This window comes from Bacillota bacterium (genome assembly GCA_018818595.1).
In the GTDB taxonomy this organism is placed as follows: Bacteria; Bacillota_I; Bacilli_A; order Izemoplasmatales; family Hujiaoplasmataceae; genus JAHIRM01.
The window spans coordinates 64,789-91,323 of record JAHIRM010000036.1 but is presented as its reverse complement, the minus strand read 5'-3'; the positions used below and the strand labels follow the sequence as shown (position 1 = coordinate 91,323).

Genomic DNA, 26,535 nt, shown 5'->3' with positions numbered 1-26,535 from the left:
CTTGAAAATTATACCATGAAATCGTAAAAAAGAAAGATATATTTGTAAAAGTTTGTTATAATAGAAGTGAAGAAAAAGGGGTCATGTGCATGAGTGCTAAAATCACAGAACAATATAACGCCCAGTCCATTCAAATACTCGAAGGATTAGAAGCGGTCAGAAAACGTCCAGGAATGTATGTTGGTTCCACCGATGCTAGAGGACTACATCATCTCGTTTGGGAAGTCATCGATAACTCGATTGATGAAGTCCTTGCAGGGTTTGGTAAAAATATAAAAGTAGTTGTCAAAGAAGATAACTCTATTTTAGTTATAGATGATGCAAGAGGAATGCCTGTTGATATGCATCAATCAGGAGTTTCAGCCGTTGAAGTCATTTTTACAAAACTTCACGCAGGTGGCAAATTTGGTACTAGTGGGGTTTATAAAGTATCAGGAGGACTACATGGAGTAGGAGCTTCTGTTGTCAATGCTTTAAGTGAATTTTTAGAGGTTACAGTACATCGAGACGGATTAATGTATCAGATGCGTTTTGAAAATGGTGGAAAAAAAGTAAAAGAATTGATTGTGATTGGAGAAACCAAAAAATCAGGTACTGAAGTTTGGTTTAAACCAGATCCAACCATTTTTTCTACAACCCTATTTCATTTTCAAACCCTTGAAGAGCGAATTCGTGAAAGCGCCTTTTTAATCAAAGGATTAAAAATGCAGTTAATTGATGAACGGTCTAAACAAAAAGAATCGTATTATTATGAAGATGGTATTAAAGCATATGTTGATTTAATCAATCAACAAAAAACGCCAGTTCACGACACCGTTTATTTTGAAGGATCTTCTAATGAAATAGAAATAGAACTTTCTTTTCAATATTCGAATGCATATTCTGAAAACATCATCTCTTTTGTGAACAATGTCAGAACCAAAGATGGTGGAACTCATGAAACGGGATTTAAATCTGCTTTTACCAAAGTATTTAATGATTATGCCAGAAAAATGGGCATGTTAAAAGATAAAGATCAAGGACTTGAAGGTGCTGATATTAGAGAAGGATTAACCGTTATTATTTCAGTACGGATTCCTGAAAATCTTTTGCAATTTGAAGGACAAACAAAAAACAAATTAGGTTCACCAGAAGCAAGACCCTGTGTTGAAAATGTCGTCTACGAAAAATTTAACATCTATATGACTGAAAACCCACAAATTGCGGCTACTTTAATAGAAAAAGCTATAAACGCAAGAAACGCTCGTGATGCAGCTAGAAAAGCAAGAGAAGACGCAAGACTAGTAAAGAAAATCGCTAAGAAAGAAACCATTTTATCAGGAAAATTATCCCCTGCTACTTCGAAAAACCCTAAAATCAATGAACTTTTCTTAGTGGAAGGAGATTCCGCCGGAGGTTCCGCAAAACAAGGTAGAAACCGACTCTTCCAAGCCATACTTCCTTTAAGAGGAAAAGTAATTAACTCTGAAAAACAAAAAATGGAAGACGTATTAAAAAACGAAGAAATTGGAACCATTATTTCAACAATAGGAGCAGGACTTGGAAGCGAGTTTTTAGCTTCAAAATCCAATTATAATAAAGTAATCATTATGACCGATGCCGATACAGATGGAGCACATATCCAAGTATTACTTATTACATTCTTTTTTAGATATATGCGTCCACTTGTAGAATCAGGAAAACTCTATATTGCCCTACCCCCTCTTTACAAAATATCAAAACTAGGTCGAAAAGAAGAGATTACTTACGCATGGAACGAAGATGACAGAGAAGAAATCTGTAAAAAATATAAGAATTATAATATTCAACGCTACAAAGGACTTGGTGAAATGAATGCCACTCAACTTTGGGATACAACCATGAATCCACAAACAAGAACTTTGATTCAAGTGCGAATTGAAGATTTAGCAGACGCAGACCAAAGAATATCCATTTTAATGGGTGACAAAGTAGAACCAAGAAAAGAGTGGATTGATACATTTGTTTCCTTTGAAAGCGAAGACAACTTCAGGATTAAGGGGGAAGAATAATGGCAAAATCTGTTAAAAATAAGATTGACGTTTTTCTTGACGAAAAAATCATCCCCGAAAATCTAGAATCCATTATAGGTGATCGTTTTGGTAAATATTCAAAATACATTATCCAAGATAGAGCCTTACCTGATGTAAGAGATGGCCTAAAACCAGTTCAAAGAAGGATTTTATATGCTATGCATGCTTTAGGCATGGCTTCAGACAAACCCTATAAAAAGTCAGCTAGAATCGTTGGAGAAGTCATTGGTAAATTCCATCCTCATGGAGATACATCCGTATACGACGCCATGGTTCGAATGAGTCAAACTTGGAAAATGGGCACCTTACTAATTGACATGCATGGAAACAATGGGTCCATTGATAATGACCCTGCAGCTGCCATGCGTTATACAGAAGCAAGACTTACTCCTTTTGCGGAAAGTTTATTAAAAGACATTGACAAACGCACCGTAAAATTCATCCCAAATTTCGATGATGAAGAATATGAACCAGTCGTTTTACCAGCTAAATTTCCAAATCTTTTGGTAAATGGTGGCATGGGAATGGCAACGGGTTATGCAACCAACATCCCTCCTCACAACTTAAATGAAGTTCTTCAAGCCGCAATCTATAAAATTGTTCATCCAAACGCTACTGTTTCGGATTTAGTAGAAATCATGAAGGGGCCTGATTTTCCAACAGGAGCTATTGTTGAAGGCATTGATGAAATCAAAAAAGCGTTTGAAACTGGAAAAGGTCGCATCATTATCAAAAGCAAAGTGGAAGTGACAGAAACTGCTTTAATTGTTACTGAAATTCCTTATGAAGTCAACAAATCTGACTTAGTACGAAAAATAGATGATATTAAGATTAAGAAAAAAATCGATGGAATTATTGAAGTAAGAGACGAATCCGATCGAGAAGGCTTAAGAATTGTCATCGACATAAAAAAAGAGATTTCGTCTGAAGTTGTTTTAGCTTATCTCTTAAAAAACACGGACTTAAGTGTTGCTTTTAACTATAATGTTGTTGCAATTGATCAAAAAAGTCCAAAACAACTTTCATTGATTGAAATTTTAGATAGTTATATTCAACATCAAAAAGAAGTCATTAGAAATCGTTCAAACTATGAATTAAGAAGAGCAGAAAAAAGAAAACACATTGTGGAAGGCTTTTTGATGATGGTAGACGTGCTCGATGAAGTGATTCGCTTGATTCGAGCTTCTTTAGGAAAAAAAGACGCCATCGATAAACTAGTAAACGCCTTTGATTTTTCTGAAGCTCAAGCAGATGCTATTGTGTCCTTACAACTATATCGCCTATCAACCACTGATGTCGATGAAATGAGAAAAGAACATCATGAATTGCAAAAAGTAATTAGTGGATTAAGCAAAATCTTAAACAACGAATTAGAACTCGAAAACGTTATTGTTAAAGAATTAAGTGAATTAAACGAACGTTTTCCATCACCAAGAAGAAGTCAAATCATCGAAGAAATAAAAAAAGTTGAAATTGATGAACAAGAATTAATCGAAAACGAAAACGTTGTTGTTATGGTAACCAAAGACGGATACATTAAACGCTCTTCTTTAAAATCTTTTCAAGCAACGAATGCTGAACCTGGATTAAAACAAGAAGACTATATTTTGAAACAACAAGTCGTTAATACCAGAGAAACATTACTTATTTTTACAAATCTTGGGAATTACATCAACATCCCTGTCTATAAAATCCCAGATATGAAATGGAGAGATTTAGGAGAATTTATTGGAATATATGCTCCTTTAATGGACGAAGAAACCTTGATTGATTTCATCGTCATTTCGGATTTTGATATTATAACCACTATCCTTTTAGCAAACCAAGAAGGTCAAATTAAACAAGTCAATCTTTCTGAATTTCAACAAATTCGTTTTAATAAGACATACAACTGTATGCAAGCAAGTAAAATCAATAACTTAGTATCGATTGATTTAAAAGAACCATACGATACCGATGTAATTGTTGCATCTGAAAAGGGATATCTCTTAAAATATGAAGAAAGCGAAGTTCCTATTCAAAGCTTAAGCGCAAGAGGCGTAAAAGGAATGAATTTACGTGATGATGTCTTAATTGGCGCTAAGTTTGCTTCTTTAATTAGCAAAGATGAAATTTTGCTTTTGACCAATCGCGGAGGATTAAAACGCGAATTTGTGCAAAACATCGAAAGAGGTCACCGACCTGCAAAAGGAAAACTTTATTTAAAACATGTGAAGACCAATCCTTACGAGTTCGTAGGAATGATTTGTGAAAATGTTTTTCGATTGAAAGAATTCATTACATTTCGAATTATCACAAATAAAGATAGTTTAGTCATTCCAGGAGTCGATTTAAAATCAGATCGATTTGAACATGGTATTCCTTATCTTGAAAAAGAGGCCATTCCATTGTTTTTACAAATGGATAAAAACCAACAAAAAGAAACCAACCGGATTTTAAACAAACTCTTAAAAGATTCTGAATCCGGAATCATTGAAGAAGAAACCAAAGAAGAAATAGATGATAATATCTTTTTAGAATTAGAAAAAATTATTTCAAGTAATACTCCTTCTTCTGAAAAAAAAGCTGAAGAAGAGGAAGAGGAAGAGGACGATGAATACATCGTTCAACAAACCTTATTTTAATATTCACATATTAGACACACTTACCGTATATAATATATAAAACAGAAATGAAAGACAGAATGGAGCATAAAGATGAAAAAAATCATTTTAAGTATTTTAGTGATTGGAGTGACGCTTTTTTTAGTTGGGTGTGATTTTGGAAGCACGACAACTACCACGGTCACGACCATCACAACCGAAGAAGATACTACCATTTACGAAATATATACTGTTTTAGAACTTCAATCGATTGACATGAGTAAATCATACATTTTAATGAATGATTTAGATTTACAAGATATCGAATGGATTCCGCTTGGCAGTTACTTAACTCCTTATGATGGAACATTTGATGGAAATGGATTTACTATTTCTAATATGAGTATTACCAACAAAAACGATTACTATAATGGATTATTCGCATCTATTTCAGGAAACATTTTAAATTTAACACTTGATCAAGCAAGCATTGCCTATTCGTCTAATTTTATTAGTTATGCTGGACTACTTGCAGGCTCTACAACTGGAGATGTTACAAACGTAACCGTTAGTGGGGACATCACCATTACAAGTACTTCTGGGAATACTTATGTTGGATTGCTTGCAGGATTTACAAGTGCTAACATTACCGCTACCATGATTGCTGAAGAATTTGTTCCCAATACGATTTCTGGTATCTATGCTGAAGGTTCCATTGATGCAACTTGTCCCAATTTCTTGTTTGCGGGAGGATTAATTGGAAAAGCCTATAACTCAGAAGTATTAGATTCTTTTGTGAATGTAGGTATTACAGCAAAGACAAACATTTATAGGGCATATGTTGGTGGTTTAATTGGCCACCATTATGGAGGCATTTTAATTGGCTATGAAGAATTCGTAGATTCTACCGATATTTTAATCGCCCGAAACCTAGTGTTTTCTAATATAGAAGTTACTTCAAACGGTACAAATACTTCAATTGGTGGAATAGTAGGATATAGTCAATACAGCGTTGTAAAAGATAACATTGCTTCAACTTCAGTCAGTGTTTCAGGGGAATCCATCTATTTTGGTTCTTTCTTAGGAGAAAGTTGGAATTCAACACTTGAAGATTCACTTGGTATAAGTGATGTTACTATTGAAGAAACAGAAACACAAATTCTTGAGTTAAATAACGTTGTTGGTATAAGTAATTTAGAAAGTGTAAAGACCAATCTATATTATGTAATCAGTTCAAACTTAACCGTTACCTTAGAAGAAGCGACTTTAGCTACATCCCTTCAAATTACCGATGAAACTTGGCTCAACTCAACTTTTGATTTTACACTTAACCACAGTTATTTTACGGAAGCTCTCGCTCTTCTTTCGGAGTAATAGATGAATATATTTAAAAAACGGCTATAGGCCGTTTTTTCTATAAAACGACGTCACTTATCGCGTTTTGAATATGTTTAAAGAAGAAAATAATTAAATTTCACTTGAATCGATATCATTTATATTTAGATATGATATAATATTTAAAGGGTGATTTTATGAACTGTATGAGCAATTTATCGAGAACACCAATACCAAATGATATCTTCATTAGTACGTTAAAACTATATTATCAAATGGGAAAAAATGATTTTTATCAAAGTTTGTTTAAACCAGATTTTGATTTTATCAGTAAGCAAGTAGCCTACCAAGAAGCCTACTCTTTTTATAAATGCTTTTTTACAGATTATAAAATTCAAGAATCGAGACTTAGAACCTTACAACTTGATTCCACTGTACCAAAAAACAAAGCTGAATCACTTTATAAAAACATTCTAGCAATTTTTTTGATGATTCACTCTGCACATTCAGAACCATTTCATTTGTCTGTTACAGAAATAAATGATTTAGTAAAGTGGCTCTTTAAAGACGTATATGGTCCAGAAAAATTACAATATAGAAAACTAGAAAGACAAAAACATTCTTTACTAACCAGTGAATCAGTTTCAAGAAGAGAGCACCTCGAAGAATTAATTAAAAAATTAGAAGAACTGAAAAAAACGAATTTATATGAATCCACATTTCTCTATTTAAATTTTGCAATTGATTTTTTAAACATGGAGATCTATAAAATTCAAGAAAATGATATCATAGCATTATTAATTATTTATATTTTATGTATGCAAGAAGGACTTTTAGTAACCAAATACGTGTCTTTCTTTAGCAAGTTACTACTTAACATCACCGAGTTTAAAGCAGCATTAGATAAAACCAAATTTGGATGGTCGGAAGGTTTTTCCGAAATGATGCCATTGCACCGATTTATTTTAAAACACTATTACCAGTTGTATATTGATTTGTCCGATTATGCAAGAGATTATCAATACGAATCATCACTTGAAATCTCAAAATCAGATTACATCGAAAATACAATTGATAAACTTTCTGAAGTCTTTTCCAAAGAAGACATTAGACTAAAACACCCTTTGATTTCTGATTCAACCATTAATCGAACGTTAAAACGACTTCAAGAAGAAAACAAAATTCGACCACTTGGCAAAGGAAGAAGTGCAAAGTGGGTAAAATTATATCAAAAAGAACAAAAGAAAACCATTACGACACAATTAAATTTTGATTTAGGAGAAGAATCATGAATTCAACCATTCAACTCATTAAAAACGCTTTAAAAGAAGATATGCCTCATGGAGATATTTCAACCGATTCTTTGTTTAAAGACGAAATCTCTGAAGCTCGCCTTATCGCCAAAGAATCTGGCGTTCTTTCAGGCATGAACATCTGTCAACTCACGTTCTTAGAAGTGGATCCAAGCCTTGAATTTACTGTTTTATTCAAAGACTCATGCCACGTGTCAAAAGGAGAAGTTATCGCTTTGGTAAAAGGGCGTACTAAATCCATTTTAAAAGCAGAAAGAGTCGCACTTAATTTTTTACAACGCATGTCAGGAATCGCAACGCTTACTGCTAAATTTGTCGAGAAGACAAAGGGAACAAACGCTATGATTTTAGATACGAGAAAAACGACTCCTACACTAAGAATTTTAGAAAAACAAGCTGTGCTAGATGGTGGCGGGAAAAATCATAGAATGAATTTGTCAGAAATGGTTATGTTAAAAGACAATCACATTCAAGCTGCTGCTTCGATAACTCGTGCAGTTGAAATAGTAAAAAGTAAAATTCCTTCCTCGATGAAAATAGAAGTGGAAGTAGAAACTATAGAGGGATTTATCGAAGCCTTATACACACCATGCGATATCATCATGCTCGATAATATGTCACTAGAAAACATGAAAAAATGTGTTTCATTAAATCAAAACAAAAAGAAACTAGAAGCGAGTGGAAATATGACACTTGATCGAATTGAAGAAGTGTCAAAGACGGGAGTTGACTATATTTCGGTAGGTCAACTCACTCATTCGTATCAATCTTTAGATATTTCGCTAAAATTTTAGTTAATTTTTGATTCACCCTATGCAAAAAAATACATTTTTTGTATAATAACATATTAAGAAAAGAGTGATTTTTCTTGTTAAAGGCCAAATACAGATGGAATATTCTTCAAAAAGGAATCGTTCCCAATGATTCAATTTACGAAGTGATACTCAAAAACAGAGGAATCGACGATCCCGATCACTTTTTCTCTATGGGACAAGAAATGTTAATTGATCCTTTTTTACTAAAGGGAATGGACAGAGCCGTAGCCCGAATTTTAAAAGCAATCTCCGCCTCAGAAAAAATATTAATCTATGGCGATTATGATTGCGATGGAGTCACAGCTATTTCTGTATTATATCGTTCTTTAAAACGGATGAAGGCAAACGTCTATTATGATTTGCCGAATCGATTTGTGGATGGATATGGATTAAATCCAAGAGCGGTGGAAAAAATCATTAAAGACAACTATCAACTTGTCATTACAGTGGACAATGGTATTACTTGTAATGATGAAGTCAAGAGGTTAAACGATGCATCCATTGACACCATTATTACCGATCATCACGAAATAAAAGATGAGTTACCAGATGCCTTTCAAATCCTTCACACCAAATTAAGTGAAAACTACCCTTTTAAAGAAATCGCAGGAGTCATGGTCGCATACAAGCTTGCTAGCGCCCTTTTAAACGATCCCCTCGTCGAATATATGGATTTGGTTATGATTGGTACCATAGCGGATTTAATGCCCTTAGAAAACGAAAATCAAGCAATGGTGAACTTAGGAATTGCTCAATTGCGAAAAACAAAAAACTTAGGGTTAAAAAAGCTAATTGAGTTTTCTCATTTAGATATCATCAATGAAACAGCTGTTGCTTTTAAAATCGCTCCCAAAATAAATAGTTCTGGGCGACTTGGAAAAGCGCTTGAAGCTGTAAAGTTGCTGGTTACTGATTCTGAACTTGAAGTCAACAATTTAATTTTGCAGATAGAAGAAAATCATGCCTTTCGAAAAGATTTAACCGAAGAAGCTTTTGCACTATGTGAAAAACTTGTCAACGAAGAAGATGACGTGTTGGTTATATCTTCTTTGTTGCTACACGAAGGGATTATTGGAATTTGTGCTCAAAAAATAGCTGAAAAATATCAGAAATCCACTTGCGTTATTACATTAGACGAAGACGGTATTGGCAAAGGATCTATGAGAAGTTTTGGTGGAGACAATATTTTAAAAATGCTAGAAAGCAATCAACACCTTTTGCTAAAGTACGGAGGTCATTCTCAGGCAGCAGGACTTCAAGTTGCCAAAGAAAACATTGGTTTATTAAAAGAAGGATTTTTAAATATGACGTCTTCGAAAGATAATCTATCTTTGGAAGTGGATATGGAAGTGGATTTAAGTCACACCCATGTGGAAACCGTTAAAAAACTTCAAGACAAATCTTTTTTTACCGCTAAATTTTTATTTCAAAATTTAGTCGTAAAAGGCAAACAAAAGTTGGGAAATAAACACACCAAATTAACTCTTGAAACGTCTGGGTTACTCTATGAAGCGTTAATGTTTAATAGTTTAGAGTATTATTTTCAACTCGAAGTAGAAGATATTATTTCGGTAATTGGAGGATTAAACATTAACACTTGGAGAAAAAAACAATCGATTCAAATCATGATAAAAGATTTGAAGTGCAATCATACTCAAGTTCTTGATTTTAGGAATCCCAGTTTTTATAAAGAAGGAGCTATTTGGTTAAAACCAGTTGGATTAACCATTGATGATGACACTTGCTTGAATTATTCTTTAAAAACGTTACTTCAAGATCAAAAACCAGATACCATTTATCTGTTACCTTCAAGACAAACGTTTTCGCTTCATGAAGTATTAAAGAAAGAAACACTCGCAATGATTTACAAAGCGATTCCAGAAAATGACAATATTTCGTTTTTCATTCTCCAGGAAAAAACAAAACTTCCTCTTTGGGCTTTAAAAAGAATTGTCGATGTGTTTCTTGAGTTAGAATTTATTAAAAAAACAGAAGAAGGATATTTTAGACTTCCATCAAATGAAAAACAAGAATTGAACCGTTCGAAAAAGTACCTTGAATTAGTTGCTTTAAAAGAAAGGATTGATTGGCTTTATACAGAACCAATCTACGTTATAAAAAAATATCTACTTAACCTATTGGAGGCATAACATGAACTTTGAATCTTATATTAAAAACGTCCCAAATTTTCCAATTGAAGGCATTCAATTTAAGGACATAACTCCGTTAATCGGTGATGGAGCTGCTTTTCATCAAGCAGTACAAGAATTAGCCGATTTTGCCAAAAGCTTACACGCAAACGTAGTAGTAGGACCAGACGCGAGAGGTTTCATTATCGGTGCACCAGTTGCTTGCATGCTTAGTGCGGGCTTTGTACCGGTAAGAAAACCCGGAAAACTTCCTCGAGAAGTTTTATCTTACGCCTACGATTTAGAGTATGGAAGTAATGTCTTATGCATCCACAAAGATGCCGTTAAAAAGGGAGATAACGTCGTTATTATGGACGACTTACTCGCAACAGGTGGCACCATGGAAGCTTCCATCAAATTAGTAGAAGAAACCGGCGCAAAAGTCGTAGGACTTGGCTTTTTAATTGAACTTATCGATTTAAAAGGCAGAGACAAACTAAAAGATTATCCCATTAAAGTTTTAATCCAATACTAAGCAAGTCAAAAAGGTAAAGCAAAGGAGGCAACATTTTTGTTAAGAGAAGCTGCTTATTTACCTATAAAAGAAGCAATCGCTCCTTACTTATCCCGATCAGAGCACCTCGATTTCATCAGGCGCGCTTTTGACTATGCTTATGATAAACACGACGGACAATTAAGAAAATCTGGAGAACCTTATATCAATCATCCAGTACAAGTTGCTGTAACGCTTGCAGAATACCGAGTGGATCCTAATACCATTGCTGCAGGATTGCTTCATGATATCTTAGAAGATACCACCGCAACTTATCAAGAAATCAAAGAGTTATTTGGACTAGAAGTTGCAGACATTGTCGAAGGATTAACCAAATTACATTTATTACAATACGAAGGCTCAAAAGTCACCCAACAAGTTAAAAATCATCAAAAAATGGTTTTAGCAATGGCGAAAGACATTCGAGTCATTTTCGTAAAATTAGCCGATAGATTAAACAACATGCGAACTCTTTATCATCTTGACCATGAAAGACAAATGCGCATCAGTCGAGAAACGCTAGACGTTTTTGCACCGATTGCTCATCGACTTGGAATGTATCGATTAAAAGCAGAATTAGAAGATTTAGCCTTTAAATATCTTTATTCAAGTGAATACCAAGAAATATCAAAACTGGTAAGAGATAAAAAGGGCAATCGAGAAGCTGATGTCAATTTAATGGAAAAAGATGTATATGAACTTTTAACAAAAGAAAATCTTCATTTTGAAATCAGTGGAAGAATCAAAAACATTCATAGTGTTTACCGTAAAATGCAGACAAAACACTTAGACTTTGAAGAAATCAATGATTTACTTGCTTTACGAATTATTGTAGATACCATCTCGGACTGCTACAGGGCAATTGGAATAGTTCATTCAAAATTTATTCCCGTTCCAGGCCGTTTTAAAGATTACATCGCCATGCCCAAACCAAACATGTACCAATCTCTTCATACTACTGTTGTCAGTCGTGGGAAAATCTATGAAATCCAAATTAGAACCAAAGAAATGGACGAAATAGCGGAAAAGGGAGTCGCGGCTCACTGGGCATATAAAGAAACACAAGGGTCTGGACAAAGTCGTAAAAACATTGAAGACATCGTTTCTTCGAAATTAAGATGGTATTCTGAACTCATTCGTTATACCGAAGAAAGCGATTCCGAAGAAGAAATCTTAAATATTTTTACCGATGATATTTTAAATGCCAATGTATACGTATTTACTCCAAATGGAGATATTATTGACTTATCTGCAGGAGCAACTCCACTTGACTTTGCTTTTCGTATTCATACAAAAGTTGGTGAAAAAACAGTTGGAGCGATTGTTAATGGGAAGATTCAACCACTTGATTATACTTTAAAAACAGGTGATGTCATTGAAATCAAAACCTCACAAAATGCTGTTGGGCCAAATGATAACTGGTTAAAAATCGCAAAAACTTCAAATGCTAGAAGTAAAATCAAGAATTTCTTAAACAAACAAAAACGCGATTTTTTAGTTGATACCGGTAAAGCTGACTTAGACCGAGAAATTCTAAATAAAAGAATTCAACTGAATTTAACAGATAAAATCTGCAAAGATTTATTTGAAAACAAAGGCGTCAAATCTGTAGAAGATTTATACTACGAGATTGGTAAAAACGTTTTATCTCCAATCAATGTTATCAATGTCATTTTAGGAAAAGAAACATTAACCGAAGAAGAATTAATTGAAAAAATTAATAAAGTACCAGAAGCCGCAAAACAAGGCAAACTTAGAACCCTTCATTCAGACATCAATATCATTGTAGAAGGACTTACCAACCCTTCTGTAAAACTTGCGAATTGTTGTAACCCAGTTTTAGGAGATCAAATTGTAGGGTATGTCACAAAAAACGCAGGAATTGTTGTTCATCGCGTGGTATGCAAAAACGTTGAAAGCTTTGATAAAGCAAGACTAATTGATGTTTTTTGGGGATCAAATATTACCAGAAAATATGAAACCATTTTAAAAATTATCGTAATGAATAGGGACAACGTCTTAGCGGAAATCATCAATGCAGCGACTTCTTCTAAAGCAAGGATTAATCAGGTCAGTGCTCAAACGAACAAAGTAAAAGAAGGCATCATCCGTATGAAAGTGGAAATTGGCAATGTGCTTGAACTTGACCAAGTTATTTCCAACATTCAAAAGGTGAAAGGCATTTACTCCATTGAAAGGATTTGTTAATCTTGAAAATCGTTTGTCAAAGAGTAAAACAAGCTAGTGTAACTATAAACGATATCTTGATAAGCCAAATCGGTTCAGGAATTTTGCTTTTTGTAGGATTTACACATACAGATACCTTAGAAACCATTGATTATCTTGCTAGTAAAATCAGTAAATTGAGAATTTTTCCAGATGAAACTGGAAAACTAAATTTATCGATTAAAGAGAAAAACTATGATATTCTAAGTGTTTCTCAATTTACGCTTTATGGAGATTTAAAAGATGGGAATCGACCCTCTTTTACAGAAGCCTTACCAGGCAACCTTGCAAAACCTTTGTATCAACTATTTAATGAAAGAATGAGTTTTTATTTAGGGAAGCCAGTTTTTACTGGTGAATTTGGCAAAGAAATGGAAGTTTCTTTACTAAATGATGGTCCAGTAACCATCATTTTGGAAAAGATGTAAAATTTTCCCCTTTCGTTTGACTTAGAGGGCAAAATTTAATATAATTACTTTGTAGAAAAGTAAATGAATTCTTTTGGAGGAGAACAATGGATAAAAAACAAATGATTTTTGAGAAAGTAAAAGAAATTATCGTACAAGAATTAGGCGTAAAACCAGAAAAAGTTGTTTTAGAAGCTGGATTAGCTGATGACTTTGGTGCGGACTCTTTAGACGCATTAGAATTATTCAACCAAATCGAAAGCGAATTTTTAGTTTCAATTTCAGATGAAGCGGCTACTAAAATGAATGATGTTTCTGATTTAGTTGATTACGTTTTAGAACACGTAAACGACAAATATTTTGTTTAAAAATAGATAGAGTGTTAATATAACCTCTCTTGTCGTAGGATATCGTCCTTTTCTAAAGAGGACGATTTTTTTCATAAAAGGAGAATAAAATGATTGCTAAAATAAAAGGAACATATGATATACTACCAAACCAAATCCCGCTGTGGCAACATCTAGAAAGTGTCATTTATCAAGTATCAAAACTTTACCATTTTGATGAAATCAGAACCCCAATCTTTGAATCGAGTGAATTATTTCACCGATCCGTAGGTGAAACCTCTGATATCATCAAAAAGGAAACGTATGATTTTGAAGATCGAGGCAAAAGACAAATTACCCTGCGACCAGAAGGCACAGCTCCTGTCGTAAGAAGTGTTATTGAAAACAAACTTTATGCCTCAAGCAATTTGCCATTAAAGCTTTATTACCATGGACCCATGTTTCGCTATGAGCGTCCTCAAAAAGGCAGACAACGTCAATTCTATCAATTTGGAGCAGAAGCACTTGGATCTAATTCCCCTTTAATGGACGCTGAAATGATTGCTTATGCTTCAACATTTCTGAAAGCTCTCCAATTACCAAATGTAAAAGTAAAAGTAAATACGTTAGGTGATGAAGAAAGCAAAGAATTATACAAGAAAACACTACTATCCTACTTAGAGCCAAAAATTGGTTCTTTATGTGAAGACTGTAATCGACGCTATTTAGATAATCCACTTAGAGTTTTAGATTGTAAAATAGATAAAGAAAATCCGGTGTTGCAAGAAGCACCTAAACCAACCGATTGTTTAACCGAAGCAGCGCAAACCCATTTTTCTCAAGTTCTTAGAGCTTTAGATCAAATGAACATAGAGTATGAGTTAGATCTTTCGCTTGTAAGAGGATTGGATTACTACACTCACACTGTTTTTGAACTTGAAGCTGATTTACCAACTCTTGGAGCTCAAGCAACTCTTGGTGGAGGCGGAAGATACAATAATTTAGTAAAATCCTTGGATGGGCCTGATTTTCCAGCTGTAGGGTTTGCTTTTGGGATGGAACGATTATTGTTAGCACTAGAAAGTTTAAATAAAACTATGCCAGCTCCTTATATCCATGCATTTATGATTTCGATTGGAGAACATGCAAAAGCTAAATCACTTGAAATCATTACGGCTTTACGACATGGTGGATTAATCATTGATTATGATTTTTTCGATCATGGATTAAAAGCGCAATTTAAACAAGCTGAAAAACAAAATCCAAAATATTATTTAATCTTTGGAGAAACGGAATTTGATCAAGAGTCAATCAACGTTAAAAATGCGAAAACAGCTGTTCAAGAAACGGTTAAATTATCTCAATTATATCAATATTTAGTTTCCGCAATTCAAAACGAAGCTCACGAATGTAGTGGGGGATGTTCTACTTGCGAGGAAGATTGTTAAGATTTCTTTAAAACGCTATAGATTCACATATAATTATGATATAATACATCTCGATGGGAAGTGAAAAGATTGAAGAAAAAACCAATTTCCGATGAACGTCTAAATCGAATCATTAAATTTTTAGTCATCGCCTTACTTGGCCTTGCACTACTTTTTATGGTCATTCAGTTTTCCGACCTTTGGACCTGGATGTTAGATGCCATTAAATCAGTTGTTGTACCTGTTTCAGGAGCTTATTTGATTGCCTTAATCATTTTTCCTTTGGTAAAGTATTTAGAAAGAAAAGGAATTGGACCACGAGGATTATCTCTTGCGATTGTTTTTTTACTATCGGTAGGAATTGTTTTTTCTTTATTCTATTTTGTCACCCCATTTGTCATTTCAGAAATCACGAACTTTTTTAACAATGATTTCTTGAAAGTCATTGAATACATTACCGTAGATTTAAGACAAGAATTTATTCTTGGAACGGATATTTACGATCAAATTTATAATTACATCTCAGAAACCAATTTAATCGCAAATTCACTTGAAAATGTGATTCCATCTATTATATCTTATTTATCTAATGTCGCTTTACCACTTATTACGGTTGTATTAATTTTACCAATTCTTCTGATCTATTACTTATTAGATTATGAAATGATTGGCGAAAAACTACGTTCGATTATTCCACAAAAACATGAAAAAAACGTGGCAGAATTAGGTTCAAAATTAAATCAAACCGTTGGAGCGTATTTGCGAGGTCAACTTATTCTAATGATAGCTATTGGCTCCGTTGCGACGATTGTTTATAAATTAATAGGGCTGAAATATTACTTCGTATTTGGACTTTTAGTAGGTATAACCAATATTATTCCTTATTTTGGAATGATTTTAGCTGCTGTTCCACCTATTATTTATTCGTTTATAGCAGGTAGTGGTCCTGGACCTTTACTTGTTTTATCGGTGAACGTTGTTTTACAATTTATTGAAGGAAACATTTTCCAACCCATCATCATGGCGCATCATTTGGAAATGCATCCGCTTATCATTATCATTTCTATTTTATTCTTTGGCTCTCTCTTTGGAACATTAGGAGTCGTATTTGCTTCACCAATTGCCGCATCCATAAGGGTTTTCTACAACTTCTATAAAGAACAAAAAAACCAGAAATTAGAGGTTGAAACCACAGGTGGTGTCGGAAAGACATGATCGTAAATAAAAAAGCTAAGATTTACTCATTATATGAAATAAGTGCGATTTTATTTTATGCAACGATGATGATGGTTATGCCAATCATTTTAGTCATTACCTACATTTTCGAGTTAGATCAAACTTTGAATATCAATACGTTTATTTTCTGGCTTATTATTTTTGTTTTTAGTTTGACCCTTATTGGAACCATAGTGCTCATTCTAAAGAAAGATTATTTAAAGAGGCAAGTGAAACCAGGATATCGAAGTGAATATTATTATTTAGTGGTTATTAGTACTTTTGGCTTATTAGGGTTTATCGTCTTTTATGATTACTTAGGAGGAAATAGAGATTACATTGCAAACATTTTAGTTGTATTATTTGCGATTATTGTTTTCATTCTAATTGTGCTTGGACGCAAATTTTTTAATTTTGATTATATGAAGAAAAAATGATGGCTGCCGGTTGCAGCCTTATTTGTTAGAGGTGACCTCATGCGTTTTTCAAGATTTTCCGCCTTAATCGGTGAAAAAAATTTTCAAAACATTGCCACGAAAAAAGTGATCATTTTTGGACTTGGAGGAGTTGGATCGTTTGCAGCAGAAGCTCTTTCGAGGTCTGGAATTGGCACACTTTATTTAGTAGATTACGATGTAATAGAACCATCCAACATGAATCGTCAACTTCTAGCTTTAGAAGATACCATTGGATTATACAAAGCAGATGTCATGAAGTCAAGAATTGCTAGTATTAATCCACTATGTCAAGTTTTTGTTTTTAAAGAAAAAGTAACAGCTTCTAATTTACATACATTTTTAGATTTAGATTTTGACTATATTGTAGATTGTATCGATGATGTTGAAGCAAAAGTCGCTTTAATAAAAAAAGCCATATTGCATAACCAACTGATCATTTCATCGATGGGATTTGCGAACAAACTTCATCCTGAATTAATTGAAATCGCAACACTTTCAAAAACTTCAGTTTGTCCGCTTGCAAAAGTCATAAGATCCCATCTTAGATTGTGTGATATCCCTTTATCTTTACCAGTAGTGTTTTCAAAAGAAAAACCTTTACAAACAAAAAACCCTGACATTCGTTTAGGATCTTCTAGTTTTGTTCCATCTGCCGCAGGGCTTTTATTAGCATCTTTTGTCATCAATCAATTTTTATCTATGGAGGAAAAAATATGAAAAGAATTATATTAGCTGGAGGCTGTTTTTGGGGAATAGAAGCTTATTATAGTCGCTTAAAAGGAATCCTAAAAACCAAAGTAGGATATACTGACGCAGAAGGAAAAAACCCAAGTTATCACGATGTATGCAATAGCTCAGGACATGTAGAAGCTGTATACATTGAATACGATGAACTAGTTATTTCACTTGATAAAGTATTAGAGCATTTCTTTCGAATTATCGATCCCACTCAAAAAAATTCTCAAGGGAATGATTATGGTCTTCAATATAGAAGTGCAATCTTTTTTTTCGATGAAATCGATTTTGCTTTCATAAAAGAATATCTTGATAAAATTAAACCAAAGTATATAAAAGAAATTCAAACGTATATCAAACCAGTTAATGCCTTTTATGACGCTGAAGAAAATCACCAATCTTATCTTAAGAAAAATCCAACAGGGTATTGCCATATTAAAATGCATTTAGCAAAGCCTGAAGAACTAAAGTAGGTGATTTCATTGTTTAAAATTAGTGAAGAAGTAAAGAATGCACTTTTAAATCATCAAGGAATCGTGGCACTTGAATCTACCATTATTAGTCATGGGATGCCTTATCCTCAAAACGTAGAAACCGCTTTAGAGTGTGAAGCCATCATAAGAAGGCAAGGAGTGATTCCGGCAACAATTGCGATTATAAACGGAGTCATTACCATTGGACTATCAAAAGAAGAAATTGTTTTGATAGGAAAAAATACCCAAGAGGTTATTAAGACAAGTAGAAGAGATATTCCTTATGTTGTTTCTATGAAAAAAAATGGAGCACTTACAGTTTCTGCAACGATGATAGCTTGTAAACTAGCTGGAATTCGTTTTTTTGCAACAGGAGGAATCGGTGGGGTTCATCGAAATGCTGAAATCACTATGGATATTTCAGCCGATCTAGAAGAATTATCACAAACCGATGTTTGTGTCATTTCTGCAGGAGCAAAATCGATTTTAGATTTAGAAAAAACGCTAGAATATCTGGAAACCAAAGGGGTACCTGTTATTGGGTATCAAACCAATATATTGCCAGCCTTTTACACAAGAGAATCGGATTTCTTTGTGAATTATCGTTTGGATACTCCGCAAGAAATCGCCAATCTTGTGAAAACAAAATGGAACTTAGGTCTGCATGGAGGCGTTTTTATTGCAAACCCCATTCCAGAAGAATTTTCATTTCCAAAACAAATCATAGACGATGTTATTGAGTCTGCTTTAATCGAAATGAATCAATTAGAAATTAAAGGCAAAGATACTACGCCATTTCTTCTAAAAAAGATTGCCTCGATTACAAAAGGTAAAAGTTTAGAAGCCAATATTAAATTAGTGTATAATAATTGTGAGTTAGCAGCTAACATAGCTAAAAGTTATGCGTTGATGGAGGAAGAAAATGAAAAGAACTAATTATATTTCCTGGGATGAATATTTCATGGGAGTTGCCTATTTATCAAGCCTTAGAAGCAAAGACGATTCAAGTCAAGTCGGCGCCTGTATTGTCAATCAAAAAAATAGAATCGTCGGAATTGGATACAATGGGTTTCCAGTAGGATGTGACGACTCAGTTTTCCCATGGGAAAGAGAAGGCAATTTTTTAAACACCAAATACGCTTACGTCGTACACGCAGAACCAAACGCTATTTTAAATTCAACCGTTGATTTAGAAGGATCCAGGATGTATGTGACCCTTTTTCCATGCAATGAATGCGCAAAACTCATTATTCAATCAGGCATCAAAGAAGTGATTTTCTTATCTGAAAAATATAGTGGTTCTGAAGTAGATATTGCTGCAAAAAAACTATTTCTTGCAGCGAAGGTAACTTATAGGCAATTAAAAGATTATCATTTGAAGGTGACAACTAGTGAATGAATTAACTGAAAAATTTTGGCCTGCTATTAAACTATTGATTTTACCTTATTGCATCTTACTGTTTTTGCTTTTTTATCCAATTAATTATTTTGTGTATTCACCGGGTGGTTTATCTGAAGTAGAGAACATGATTGAAATTGATTACAATTCCGATAAAGTCATTGAAGGAAGCATCTCAACGACTTACATTATGGATTTAAATCGACCAACTTTCTTTCAGTTTATCATTGGATATTTTAGCCCTTATTCCACCATTGGGGAATTATCTGGATCTAATCTTGATTATACCAATCAAGAAATCATTGAGATAAGTTACCTCGACAAATACACGTCTGTCGATGCAGCGATTATTGTGGCTTACCTTCAACTAGAATCTGAAGAAAGCCCAGGCGTTCACATCAGTTATACTGAATCGATTATGGTTTATGGAAAAGCAACCTATTTATCAAACTACGATGAAATCGCGTTTGGAGATGAGTTTATTCAAGTCATAGGAGATCAAGACGAAGTCATTACGACCATTGAAGGAATTCCTCTTGGAACTACCTCGCTTGATACCTATACGTTTACATTTAAAAATGAAGCAGGAATGGAATATTTGGTTGATTTAACTAAAAATGAAGATACCAATAAATTTGGAATTACATTAAAAAATTACTATATCGTCGATAAAGAAAATACGACACCTCAATACACAGAAGTTTCATCAAACATTGGCGGACCATCAGGTGGATTGCTTCAAACGTTATCGATTTATAACATGCTTTCTGATACGGATTTAACTCATGGACTAAAAATCGCAGGAACTGGAACCATTGAATACGATGGTAGTGTTGGATACATTGGCGGAGTAAAACAAAAAATAGCCACAGCGTATTTAAATAAAGTAGACGTCTTCTTTATACCATTCTTGGATGAAGAGTATTATTATGACAATTACATAGAGGCATTACGTTCTTGTGATGAATTAGGGATAGATCCAACAGGTTGGCTACAACCCGTTGCTTCCTTTCAAGATGTACTCGATTACTTACAAGGATTAGGTGAATAAAATGAGAGCATTTATGGAAGAATGGAAAAAAGCAAGAAGTGAATTTGGTTTAAAAAAAATATTGGATGCATTTTTTGGTGGTTGGATGTTTTCAAGTTTAATCTTTATCCCCATCTATATTATTTTAGGAGAAGCATTGCTAGTATATATGTACTTGCTTTACACAATTGTAGTACTAATGATTTTGGTTACTATGGGGTATGTCATCGTCTTTTTAAAATTTTCAAAAAAGGCGTTGTTATTAAAAAAACCAGAATCACAGATTAATTTAAACAAAATATTTTTTAAAATTATGTTATACTTAAACGGATTAGTGCTATTGATTGGTTTAATTTTTATCTTATTTATTATCCCAAGACTTTTAGTATAGAAGGAGAAACAGTATGATTGTATGGATATTAATTGTTATTGGGCTGGTCACAATAGACCAAGTATCAAAATTACTGATTGTGAATACATTTGCATCCTATGCTGTAGGAGCAGAAAAGACCATTCCTATTATTCAAGATTTTTTTCATTTTAGTTATGTGGAAAATACAGGAGCCGTTTTTGGACTTGGTGGAGATACGACTTTTGGAATGTATTTTTTCTTAGTTACTGCGATTGTTGCCACATTCGTTTTTGGATACATGCTTTTGAAATCTGATTTTAAAAATAAAAAGAAATTTTGGTACACACTTAGTTTGGCATTATTAATCGCGGGCACTTTAGGTAATTTCCTTGATCGATCGATACACTCTTATGTGATAGATTTTATCGATTTCAGAGGAATATGGATTTATGTCTTTAATTTTGCGGATATGTGTTTAAATGTTGGAATTGCATTGTTCTTAATTGATCAATTCTTTTTAGAACCAAAAAGGAATAAAACTAATGAAACGACTTAATGAAAACTTAGAATATACTATTTTAGAGACAGATCCACTAATAAGAATCGATAAATTTCTATCGGAACTTTATGAAGAATTATCGAGGACAACTGTCCAAAAAATGATTGCTTTACAAACGGTTTTAGTCAATAGCAAAGCCGTAAAAGCAAACTATAAAGTAAAAATCGGCGATTTTATTCAATTAGAAGAAATACCTTTGACTGAGCAAGATATTCAAGCTGAAAACATTCCGTTAGACATAGTGTATGAAGATGATTATTTATTAGTCGTGAATAAACCTTCGGGAATGGTGACTCATCCCGCACCAGGGCACTACGAACACACTCTTGTAAACGCACTTCTTTACCATATAAATCAATTATCTAACATCAATGGTGATATCCGACCAGGAATTGTCCATCGAATAGATAAAGATACGAGCGGATTACTAATGGTTGCTAAAACCGATTATGCTCATCAAGTTTTAGCAGATGAATTAAAAGAAAAAACGACAAAAAGAGAATACATTGCATTAGTAGATGGAGTCATCTTGAACCAAAGAGGAACAATTGATGCCCCTCTTGCAAGAGATCCAAGAGACCGTAAGAAAATGGCAGTTGTCGCTTCAGGAAAATCAGCCGTTACGCATTTTGAAGTTTTAAAACGCTTTTCAGATAAGACGCTTGTGTCGTGTCAACTAGAAACAGGAAGAACGCACCAAATACGAGTTCATTTTGCCTACATTAAATTTCCTCTAGTAGGAGACTATGTCTACGGTAAAAATAAAAATGCAACTGAATTTGGTCAATTTCTTCATGCGAAAACCATTGGGTTTACTCATCCGATTACAAAGAAATGGATGGAATTTACTAGGGAACTGCCACAAGAATTTTCAGATTTGATTGAGTCTTTACAATCAGGAATAGCAAGTTAAAACCACAATTTTGTGGTTTTTTTTATTTTGATATTGACAAATAATTCAAACCATATTAAAATATAAGTGACCATATGGTCACCTGGTTTGGAGGCGATGTTTTTGAATAAAGAAAAATCATCAAGAACAAAAATTTTAGAGGCTGCTTTATCTGAATTTGGAACCTATGGGTATAAAGAAGCTTCTACTAACCGAATTTATCCTATTGCAGGAGTTTCAAAAGGAACCATTTTTAAAATATTTATTTCAAAGAGTATGTTATTTTATGAAGTATACAAAAAATCTTTAGAAAGAATGCTTCTTCATATGAATGAGATTTCATATTCTAATACTCGTGATATTTTTGAAAAGATCACAGAGATGATTTTATGGAAATTAGAGTATTCCAAGAAACATCCTTTCGATACAAAGATTCTTCTGGAAGGAACTGGAAATCCACCAAGAGAGATTAAATCATTAGTAGCAACTCATCTTCGTGATTTAACGAAACTAAGTATGAGAATGTTCTTTGAGGACATCCCGATGGATAATATAAGAGATGAATTTACAAAAGAAGATGTAATAAAATATGTTGAAATTGCTGTTGCAGGAATTCAAACGACTTATATTAACCGGGAACTCGATATAGATTATTTGAATTCCATTAGAGAAGATACAATTCGATATTTAAAAACAGTCGTGAGAGGAATGGAGAAAAACAATGAAAAACGTATTTGAAGTGAAAGAGTTAAGTTTTCGTTACCCAAGAGGAAATGAAGATGTCATTAAAGGGATTTCGTTTGAAGTAGAACAAGGAAAAGTGTTTGGACTTTTGGGACCAAGTGGAGCCGGGAAATCCACTACTCAAAAAATTCTTTCAAAGCTATTAGAAGATTATAAAGGTGAAATTTTATATTTTGGAAAAGATTTAAAGTCTTACAAAAAAGAGTTTTATGAAAACGTTGGCGTTGGTTTTGAAATGCCGGTGCATTTTAATAAACTAACGGCACTTGAAAATCTCAAGTATTTTGCAAATCTTTACAAAAAGAACATTAATTATGAAGAATTACTAACTAAAGTAGGTTTGTTTGAAGCAAGAAATCAAATGGTTGGCGATTTTTCTAAGGGAATGAAAGTAAGACTTAACTTTGTAAGAGCTCTTTTAAATGATCCAGATGTTTTATTCTTAGATGAACCAACTGCAGGACTAGACCCGAAAAATGCTAAAATTATAAAGGACTTAATTTTAGAATTCAAAGCCCAAGGAAAAACAGTATTTATCACAACCCATCTCATGGGAGATGTAGAACAACTTTGTGATCATGTTGTATTTATGAATGTTGGTAAAATTACCGAAACATCTACCGTTCGAGAATTAAAAATGAGATTTGGGAAAAAAGAAGTAAAAATAGAATATTATGAAGATACCGATTTATTATCTGAAACTTTTTCATTAGAAAAAATAGGAGAAAACGATCTATTCTTACAAGCTTTAAAACAACATGATATTGAAACCATTCATAGTGGCGAAACAACTCTGGAAGACATCTTTATTAAGGTGACAGGAGATAAAGACCATGAATAAATTATGGCATTTGATTAAAGGAGAACTCTTTCGACTAGTCAAATACAAAATTTTATTTTTTGGAGTTCTTGTTTCAGCCATTTGGGTTATTATCATTGGTTTTTCAGATATCGAAACGGTAAAAATGTTACTTCCATTTTTAGTGCTAATGGATGCGGGATTAATGAGCATTATTTTACTTGCTGCTTCCTTTTATCTTGAAAAGCAAGAAGGAACTATGAATGCATTACTTGTTTCACCTGTATCGCTCCTTTGGGTGCTTATTGCTAAAATCGTCTCAACGATTGTTGTAGGAACCATCTCTTTTGTGCTAGTAGTAGGAGCTGCTCTTATCTTTCACGAAATTGAATTGAATGTATTATTACTATTTTTCTATATGGTTATTATTATATTAAGTCATACTGCAATCGGATTTGTAATTACGTTAAATGCAAAAGATTTTATGGGAATGCTGGTAAGATATATGGGTTTAATGCTTTTATTCTTTTTGCCAGTATTACTTGTGGCGTTAGAAATTATTCCAACAAGTATTGATTTCATAGTATTGCTTTCTCCTAGTTATGCAGGTCAATATTTATTTAAAAGTGCACTTGCAGAAGGAGAAACCTGGAAGACGATTGCATCTATTCTTTACCTTATTTTAATTCCATCGCTCCTTTATCCGCTTGTTGTGTATAAACGATTTGTAAAAGTCGCAATTGAGGGGTAATTATGAAAAAATATATTAGTCTATTAAAATATGAATTTAAAATGATATTAAAAGATTCTATGAGTATTTTCATGATAGTTTATCCAATATTAATGCTATTTATTTGTGGCTTTTTGCTACCAGCAATTTTGGATAAAACTTCTACTCAAGATTCTAATGGCACGACAATCACACTTTTGATTGGATTTGTAGTGATTTTGTCTTTAGGTGGATTTGTCATGGGAGCTCTTCTTGGATTTTCCTTGCTCGAAAACAAAGATGAAAACACCTTAATCAACATTGCTGTAACTCCAGTTACGGTATCAGGATATGCAATGTTCAAAGTTGCATACACTTATGTTTTAGCATTTTTTGGAAATGTGTTCATGATAGGAGGACTTAAATTAATAGCTACCGATAAATATCAAGTGGTTTACTTGTCTCAAACTGTTAATCTGCTTGATAACATATCTTATGGACAAATCATCATTTTTTCCTTGGTGGCGAGCCTTGTAATTCCCACTATCGCGATGATTATTGGTGCAATCGCGAAAAACAAAATTGAAGGATTTGCTTTCATGAAAAGTAGCGGAATAATTATTATGGTTCCCTTGTTAACACTATTAGACACTTTTAAAGATGCAAAACAATATATATTAGGAATTGTTCCCAATTTTTGGACCGTCAAAGCATTATTAAATATTAGTTTGTCTAGCACAAATCCAAGTGATTTGTCTTATGGAATGTATCTGCTAATTGGCGCGGTTTACACCATTTTCCTTGGTGGGATTTGTTTGCGATTTTTCATTAAAAAATCAAACTTAAAATAGGAGGGATTTTATGGATTGGTATTGGTGGGTATTAATTGCTGCAGGAGTTGTAGGAATTGGATATTTGAAATTAGTGTTCTTTAAAAAACTCCAAGAAAAGAAAAAAGAGAAACCGAATTATAAAAAAGAAGACGAATAAAATAAAAGAAGGTGAACCATTGTGGGTCACCTTCTTTTATTAAATCAAAGTTATTTCATTAAATTTTTAATTTTTTCAAAATTCTTGAAGTTTACTTTAGCGATGTCTTGGAATATGCCAAACCCTTTTTCCAAAGCAATTCGTTTCCCAATAAGATCTACACCAACTCCAGCACCAAGTGGTAAAATGATTCCAAGTGTTGAGTTTAATTTATCCATTTCCTTTAAAAAAGTAAAACGAGCAATAATGGATGCTACAGCAACGCTTTGATGTAGATCCTCCGCTTTTTGTAAAAATGTAATATTTGAATAAGCTTCCACATCTTTCAAATAAGTAAAATAATGTTCTTTTGAACAAAACTCATCGATAATAACCATTTCAAATGGCTTATTGATTTTAGCTAATAATTTACGAATGGCATGATTATGCAAATAAGCTTTTATTTTATTCATGTTGTAGCCTTGATTGGTTAATTCATTAAATTTGGGGTTCGGAAGAATGACTACTTGATATGAAATCTTTTTAATTAAAGATTCGCCTATCTTTAAAATAAAATCATCACTTAATTTTTTAGAATCTTTTACATGAAGATTATCTAAGAATTCAAAATCCAAATTACCAACGTAAGCAGCACAAACTACCACTGGACCAAAAAAATCACCTGTGCCTACTTCATCGCTTCCAATTGCATTTTTATGTTGAAAGGCATTTGAGTTATGAGAAGGCTTAGGCTTCGTTTCTTCTTGAAGGATTGGTTCAAATCCTAAAAGATCTGACCACATAAGATATTCGTCTTTAGCATTTTTTCCTTGTAGCATGACTTTTAAGGATTTATAAATAGTAATAGAAACCTCATCACTTTGAAAAAAAGCAAGAACATGTTCTTGGGAATTCTTTGAAACTACATCCTGATAATATTCAAGCAAAGTATCAATATCAGACTTTGCAATCGAAAAAACATAATTCATTGTCTCAACTCCTAGGTATATTTTATCATATTTTGTGTTAAAATAGAA

At 33.3% G+C, this 26,535-nt stretch carries 26 protein-coding genes; 25 read left to right on the top strand and 1 reads right to left on the bottom strand.

Annotated elements, in window-relative coordinates:
• Positions 1-89 precede the first annotated feature (89 nt).
• The 25 genes from parE to KJ971_06445 all read left to right on the top strand — a co-directional run bounded on the left by parE (position 90) and on the right by KJ971_06445 (position 25,380).
• Positions 90-2,030 (top strand): DNA topoisomerase IV subunit B, encoded by a 1,941-nt coding sequence (gene parE, locus KJ971_06565; GenBank protein MBU1145498.1) that lies wholly within the window; start codon positions 90-92, stop codon positions 2,028-2,030.
• Entirely contained in the window at positions 2,030-4,675 is a 2,646-nt protein-coding gene (parC, locus tag KJ971_06560) for a DNA topoisomerase IV subunit A (GenBank protein MBU1145497.1), read from the top strand. The genes parE and parC overlap by 1 nt, the downstream gene beginning before the upstream one ends.
• 72 nt (positions 4,676-4,747) lie before the next feature.
• Positions 4,748-6,007, top strand: coding sequence for a hypothetical protein (locus KJ971_06555; GenBank protein ID MBU1145496.1), 1,260 nt, complete (start codon positions 4,748-4,750; stop codon positions 6,005-6,007).
• Between the two features lie 158 nt (positions 6,008-6,165).
• A complete protein-coding gene (locus KJ971_06550) occupies positions 6,166-7,260 on the top strand; it encodes a hypothetical protein (GenBank protein ID MBU1145495.1) in 1,095 nt (364 codons plus the stop codon).
• Positions 7,257-8,075 (top strand): carboxylating nicotinate-nucleotide diphosphorylase, encoded by an 819-nt coding sequence (nadC, locus tag KJ971_06545; GenBank protein ID MBU1145494.1) that lies wholly within the window; start codon positions 7,257-7,259, stop codon positions 8,073-8,075. Before KJ971_06550 ends, nadC begins: the two co-directional genes overlap by 4 nt.
• A gap of 74 nt (positions 8,076-8,149) precedes the next feature.
• A complete protein-coding gene (recJ, locus tag KJ971_06540; GenBank protein ID MBU1145493.1) occupies positions 8,150-10,246 on the top strand; it encodes a single-stranded-DNA-specific exonuclease RecJ in 2,097 nt (698 codons plus the stop codon).
• A gap of 1 nt (position 10,247) precedes the next feature.
• A complete protein-coding gene (locus KJ971_06535) occupies positions 10,248-10,760 on the top strand; it encodes an adenine phosphoribosyltransferase (protein MBU1145492.1) in 513 nt (170 codons plus the stop codon).
• Between the two features lie 36 nt (positions 10,761-10,796).
• The gene (locus tag KJ971_06530; GenBank protein ID MBU1145491.1) at positions 10,797-12,986 is read left to right on the top strand and encodes a bifunctional (p)ppGpp synthetase/guanosine-3',5'-bis(diphosphate) 3'-pyrophosphohydrolase; all 2,190 of its coding nucleotides are present in this window, start codon (positions 10,797-10,799) and stop codon (positions 12,984-12,986) included.
• A gap of 2 nt (positions 12,987-12,988) precedes the next feature.
• Entirely contained in the window at positions 12,989-13,432 is a 444-nt protein-coding gene (gene dtd, locus KJ971_06525) for a D-tyrosyl-tRNA(Tyr) deacylase (protein ID MBU1145490.1), read from the top strand.
• An 86-nt stretch (positions 13,433-13,518) separates the two neighbouring features.
• Complete coding sequence (gene acpP, locus KJ971_06520; GenBank protein ID MBU1145489.1) at positions 13,519-13,779, top strand: acyl carrier protein; 261 nt, start codon at positions 13,519-13,521, stop codon at positions 13,777-13,779.
• An 89-nt stretch (positions 13,780-13,868) separates the two neighbouring features.
• Positions 13,869-15,185 carry a histidine--tRNA ligase gene (hisS, locus tag KJ971_06515; GenBank protein MBU1145488.1) on the top strand — a complete coding sequence of 439 codons (1,317 nt, stop codon included), beginning with the start codon at positions 13,869-13,871 and terminating at the stop codon, positions 15,183-15,185.
• Positions 15,186-15,254: 69 nt separating this feature from the next.
• A complete protein-coding gene (locus KJ971_06510; protein ID MBU1145487.1) occupies positions 15,255-16,379 on the top strand; it encodes an AI-2E family transporter in 1,125 nt (374 codons plus the stop codon).
• The gene (locus KJ971_06505; GenBank protein MBU1145486.1) at positions 16,376-16,816 is read left to right on the top strand and encodes a hypothetical protein; all 441 of its coding nucleotides are present in this window, start codon (positions 16,376-16,378) and stop codon (positions 16,814-16,816) included. The genes KJ971_06510 and KJ971_06505 overlap by 4 nt, the downstream gene beginning before the upstream one ends.
• Positions 16,817-16,855: 39 nt before the next feature.
• The gene (locus KJ971_06500; GenBank protein ID MBU1145485.1) at positions 16,856-17,554 is read left to right on the top strand and encodes a tRNA threonylcarbamoyladenosine dehydratase; all 699 of its coding nucleotides are present in this window, start codon (positions 16,856-16,858) and stop codon (positions 17,552-17,554) included.
• A complete protein-coding gene (gene msrA / locus KJ971_06495; GenBank protein MBU1145484.1) occupies positions 17,551-18,045 on the top strand; it encodes a peptide-methionine (S)-S-oxide reductase MsrA in 495 nt (164 codons plus the stop codon). Before KJ971_06500 ends, msrA begins: the two co-directional genes overlap by 4 nt.
• Positions 18,046-18,981 carry a pseudouridine-5'-phosphate glycosidase gene (locus KJ971_06490; GenBank protein MBU1145483.1) on the top strand — a complete coding sequence of 312 codons (936 nt, stop codon included), beginning with the start codon at positions 18,046-18,048 and terminating at the stop codon, positions 18,979-18,981.
• Positions 18,968-19,444 carry a dCMP deaminase family protein gene (locus tag KJ971_06485; GenBank protein ID MBU1145482.1) on the top strand — a complete coding sequence of 159 codons (477 nt, stop codon included), beginning with the start codon at positions 18,968-18,970 and terminating at the stop codon, positions 19,442-19,444. The genes KJ971_06490 and KJ971_06485 overlap by 14 nt, the downstream gene beginning before the upstream one ends.
• Positions 19,437-20,495, top strand: a complete 1,059-nt coding sequence (locus tag KJ971_06480) for a hypothetical protein (GenBank protein ID MBU1145481.1) — start codon at positions 19,437-19,439, stop codon at positions 20,493-20,495. Before KJ971_06485 ends, KJ971_06480 begins: the two co-directional genes overlap by 8 nt.
• A gap of 1 nt (position 20,496) precedes the next feature.
• Positions 20,497-20,865 (top strand): hypothetical protein, encoded by a 369-nt coding sequence (locus KJ971_06475; protein ID MBU1145480.1) that lies wholly within the window; start codon positions 20,497-20,499, stop codon positions 20,863-20,865.
• Between the two features lie 13 nt (positions 20,866-20,878).
• Entirely contained in the window at positions 20,879-21,382 is a 504-nt protein-coding gene (gene lspA, locus KJ971_06470) for a signal peptidase II (protein MBU1145479.1), read from the top strand.
• Positions 21,369-22,298, top strand: coding sequence for an RluA family pseudouridine synthase (locus KJ971_06465; protein ID MBU1145478.1), 930 nt, complete (start codon positions 21,369-21,371; stop codon positions 22,296-22,298). The genes lspA and KJ971_06465 overlap by 14 nt, the downstream gene beginning before the upstream one ends.
• A 102-nt stretch (positions 22,299-22,400) precedes the next feature.
• On the top strand, positions 22,401-23,015 hold the full coding sequence (locus KJ971_06460) for a TetR/AcrR family transcriptional regulator (protein ID MBU1145477.1): 615 nt from the start codon (positions 22,401-22,403) through the stop codon (positions 23,013-23,015).
• Positions 22,999-23,862, top strand: coding sequence for an ABC transporter ATP-binding protein (locus KJ971_06455; protein MBU1145476.1), 864 nt, complete (start codon positions 22,999-23,001; stop codon positions 23,860-23,862). Before KJ971_06460 ends, KJ971_06455 begins: the two co-directional genes overlap by 17 nt.
• Positions 23,855-24,571: an ABC transporter permease gene (locus KJ971_06450; GenBank protein ID MBU1145475.1), complete on the top strand. Its 717-nt coding sequence runs from the start codon at positions 23,855-23,857 to the stop codon at positions 24,569-24,571. The genes KJ971_06455 and KJ971_06450 overlap by 8 nt, the downstream gene beginning before the upstream one ends.
• Before the next feature lie 2 nt (positions 24,572-24,573).
• The gene (locus tag KJ971_06445; protein MBU1145474.1) at positions 24,574-25,380 is read left to right on the top strand and encodes a hypothetical protein; all 807 of its coding nucleotides are present in this window, start codon (positions 24,574-24,576) and stop codon (positions 25,378-25,380) included.
• Positions 25,381-25,569: 189 nt separating this feature from the next.
• On the opposite strand, the gene rnhC is transcribed toward KJ971_06445, so the two are convergent.
• Positions 25,570-26,487 carry a ribonuclease HIII gene (gene rnhC, locus KJ971_06440; protein ID MBU1145473.1) on the bottom strand — a complete coding sequence of 306 codons (918 nt, stop codon included), beginning with the start codon at positions 26,485-26,487 and terminating at the stop codon, positions 25,570-25,572.
• Between the last annotated feature and the right edge of the window lie 48 nt (positions 26,488-26,535).

Coding starts and splice junctions, on each gene's coding strand:
- nadC (MBU1145494.1), top strand. CDS start 7,257: ATGAATTCAACCATTCAACTCATTAAAAACGCTTTAAAAGAAGATATG.
- KJ971_06450 (MBU1145475.1), top strand. CDS start 23,855: ATGAATAAATTATGGCATTTGATTAAAGGAGAACTCTTTCGACTAGTC.
- parC (MBU1145497.1), top strand. CDS start 2,030: ATGGCAAAATCTGTTAAAAATAAGATTGACGTTTTTCTTGACGAAAAA.
- hisS (MBU1145488.1), top strand. CDS start 13,869: ATGATTGCTAAAATAAAAGGAACATATGATATACTACCAAACCAAATC.
- KJ971_06455 (MBU1145476.1), top strand. CDS start 22,999: ATGAAAAACGTATTTGAAGTGAAAGAGTTAAGTTTTCGTTACCCAAGA.
- KJ971_06485 (MBU1145482.1), top strand. CDS start 18,968: ATGAAAAGAACTAATTATATTTCCTGGGATGAATATTTCATGGGAGTT.
- msrA (MBU1145484.1), top strand. CDS start 17,551: ATGAAAAGAATTATATTAGCTGGAGGCTGTTTTTGGGGAATAGAAGCT.
- KJ971_06475 (MBU1145480.1), top strand. CDS start 20,497: ATGAGAGCATTTATGGAAGAATGGAAAAAAGCAAGAAGTGAATTTGGT.
- KJ971_06500 (MBU1145485.1), top strand. CDS start 16,856: ATGCGTTTTTCAAGATTTTCCGCCTTAATCGGTGAAAAAAATTTTCAA.
- KJ971_06535 (MBU1145492.1), top strand. CDS start 10,248: ATGAACTTTGAATCTTATATTAAAAACGTCCCAAATTTTCCAATTGAA.
- parE (MBU1145498.1), top strand. CDS start 90: ATGAGTGCTAAAATCACAGAACAATATAACGCCCAGTCCATTCAAATA.
- KJ971_06445 (MBU1145474.1), top strand. CDS start 24,574: ATGAAAAAATATATTAGTCTATTAAAATATGAATTTAAAATGATATTA.
- acpP (MBU1145489.1), top strand. CDS start 13,519: ATGGATAAAAAACAAATGATTTTTGAGAAAGTAAAAGAAATTATCGTA.
- rnhC (MBU1145473.1), bottom strand. CDS start 26,487: ATGAATTATGTTTTTTCGATTGCAAAGTCTGATATTGATACTTTGCTT.
- KJ971_06505 (MBU1145486.1), top strand. CDS start 16,376: ATGATCGTAAATAAAAAAGCTAAGATTTACTCATTATATGAAATAAGT.
- lspA (MBU1145479.1), top strand. CDS start 20,879: ATGATTGTATGGATATTAATTGTTATTGGGCTGGTCACAATAGACCAA.
- KJ971_06555 (MBU1145496.1), top strand. CDS start 4,748: ATGAAAAAAATCATTTTAAGTATTTTAGTGATTGGAGTGACGCTTTTT.
- KJ971_06465 (MBU1145478.1), top strand. CDS start 21,369: ATGAAACGACTTAATGAAAACTTAGAATATACTATTTTAGAGACAGAT.
- KJ971_06550 (MBU1145495.1), top strand. CDS start 6,166: ATGAACTGTATGAGCAATTTATCGAGAACACCAATACCAAATGATATC.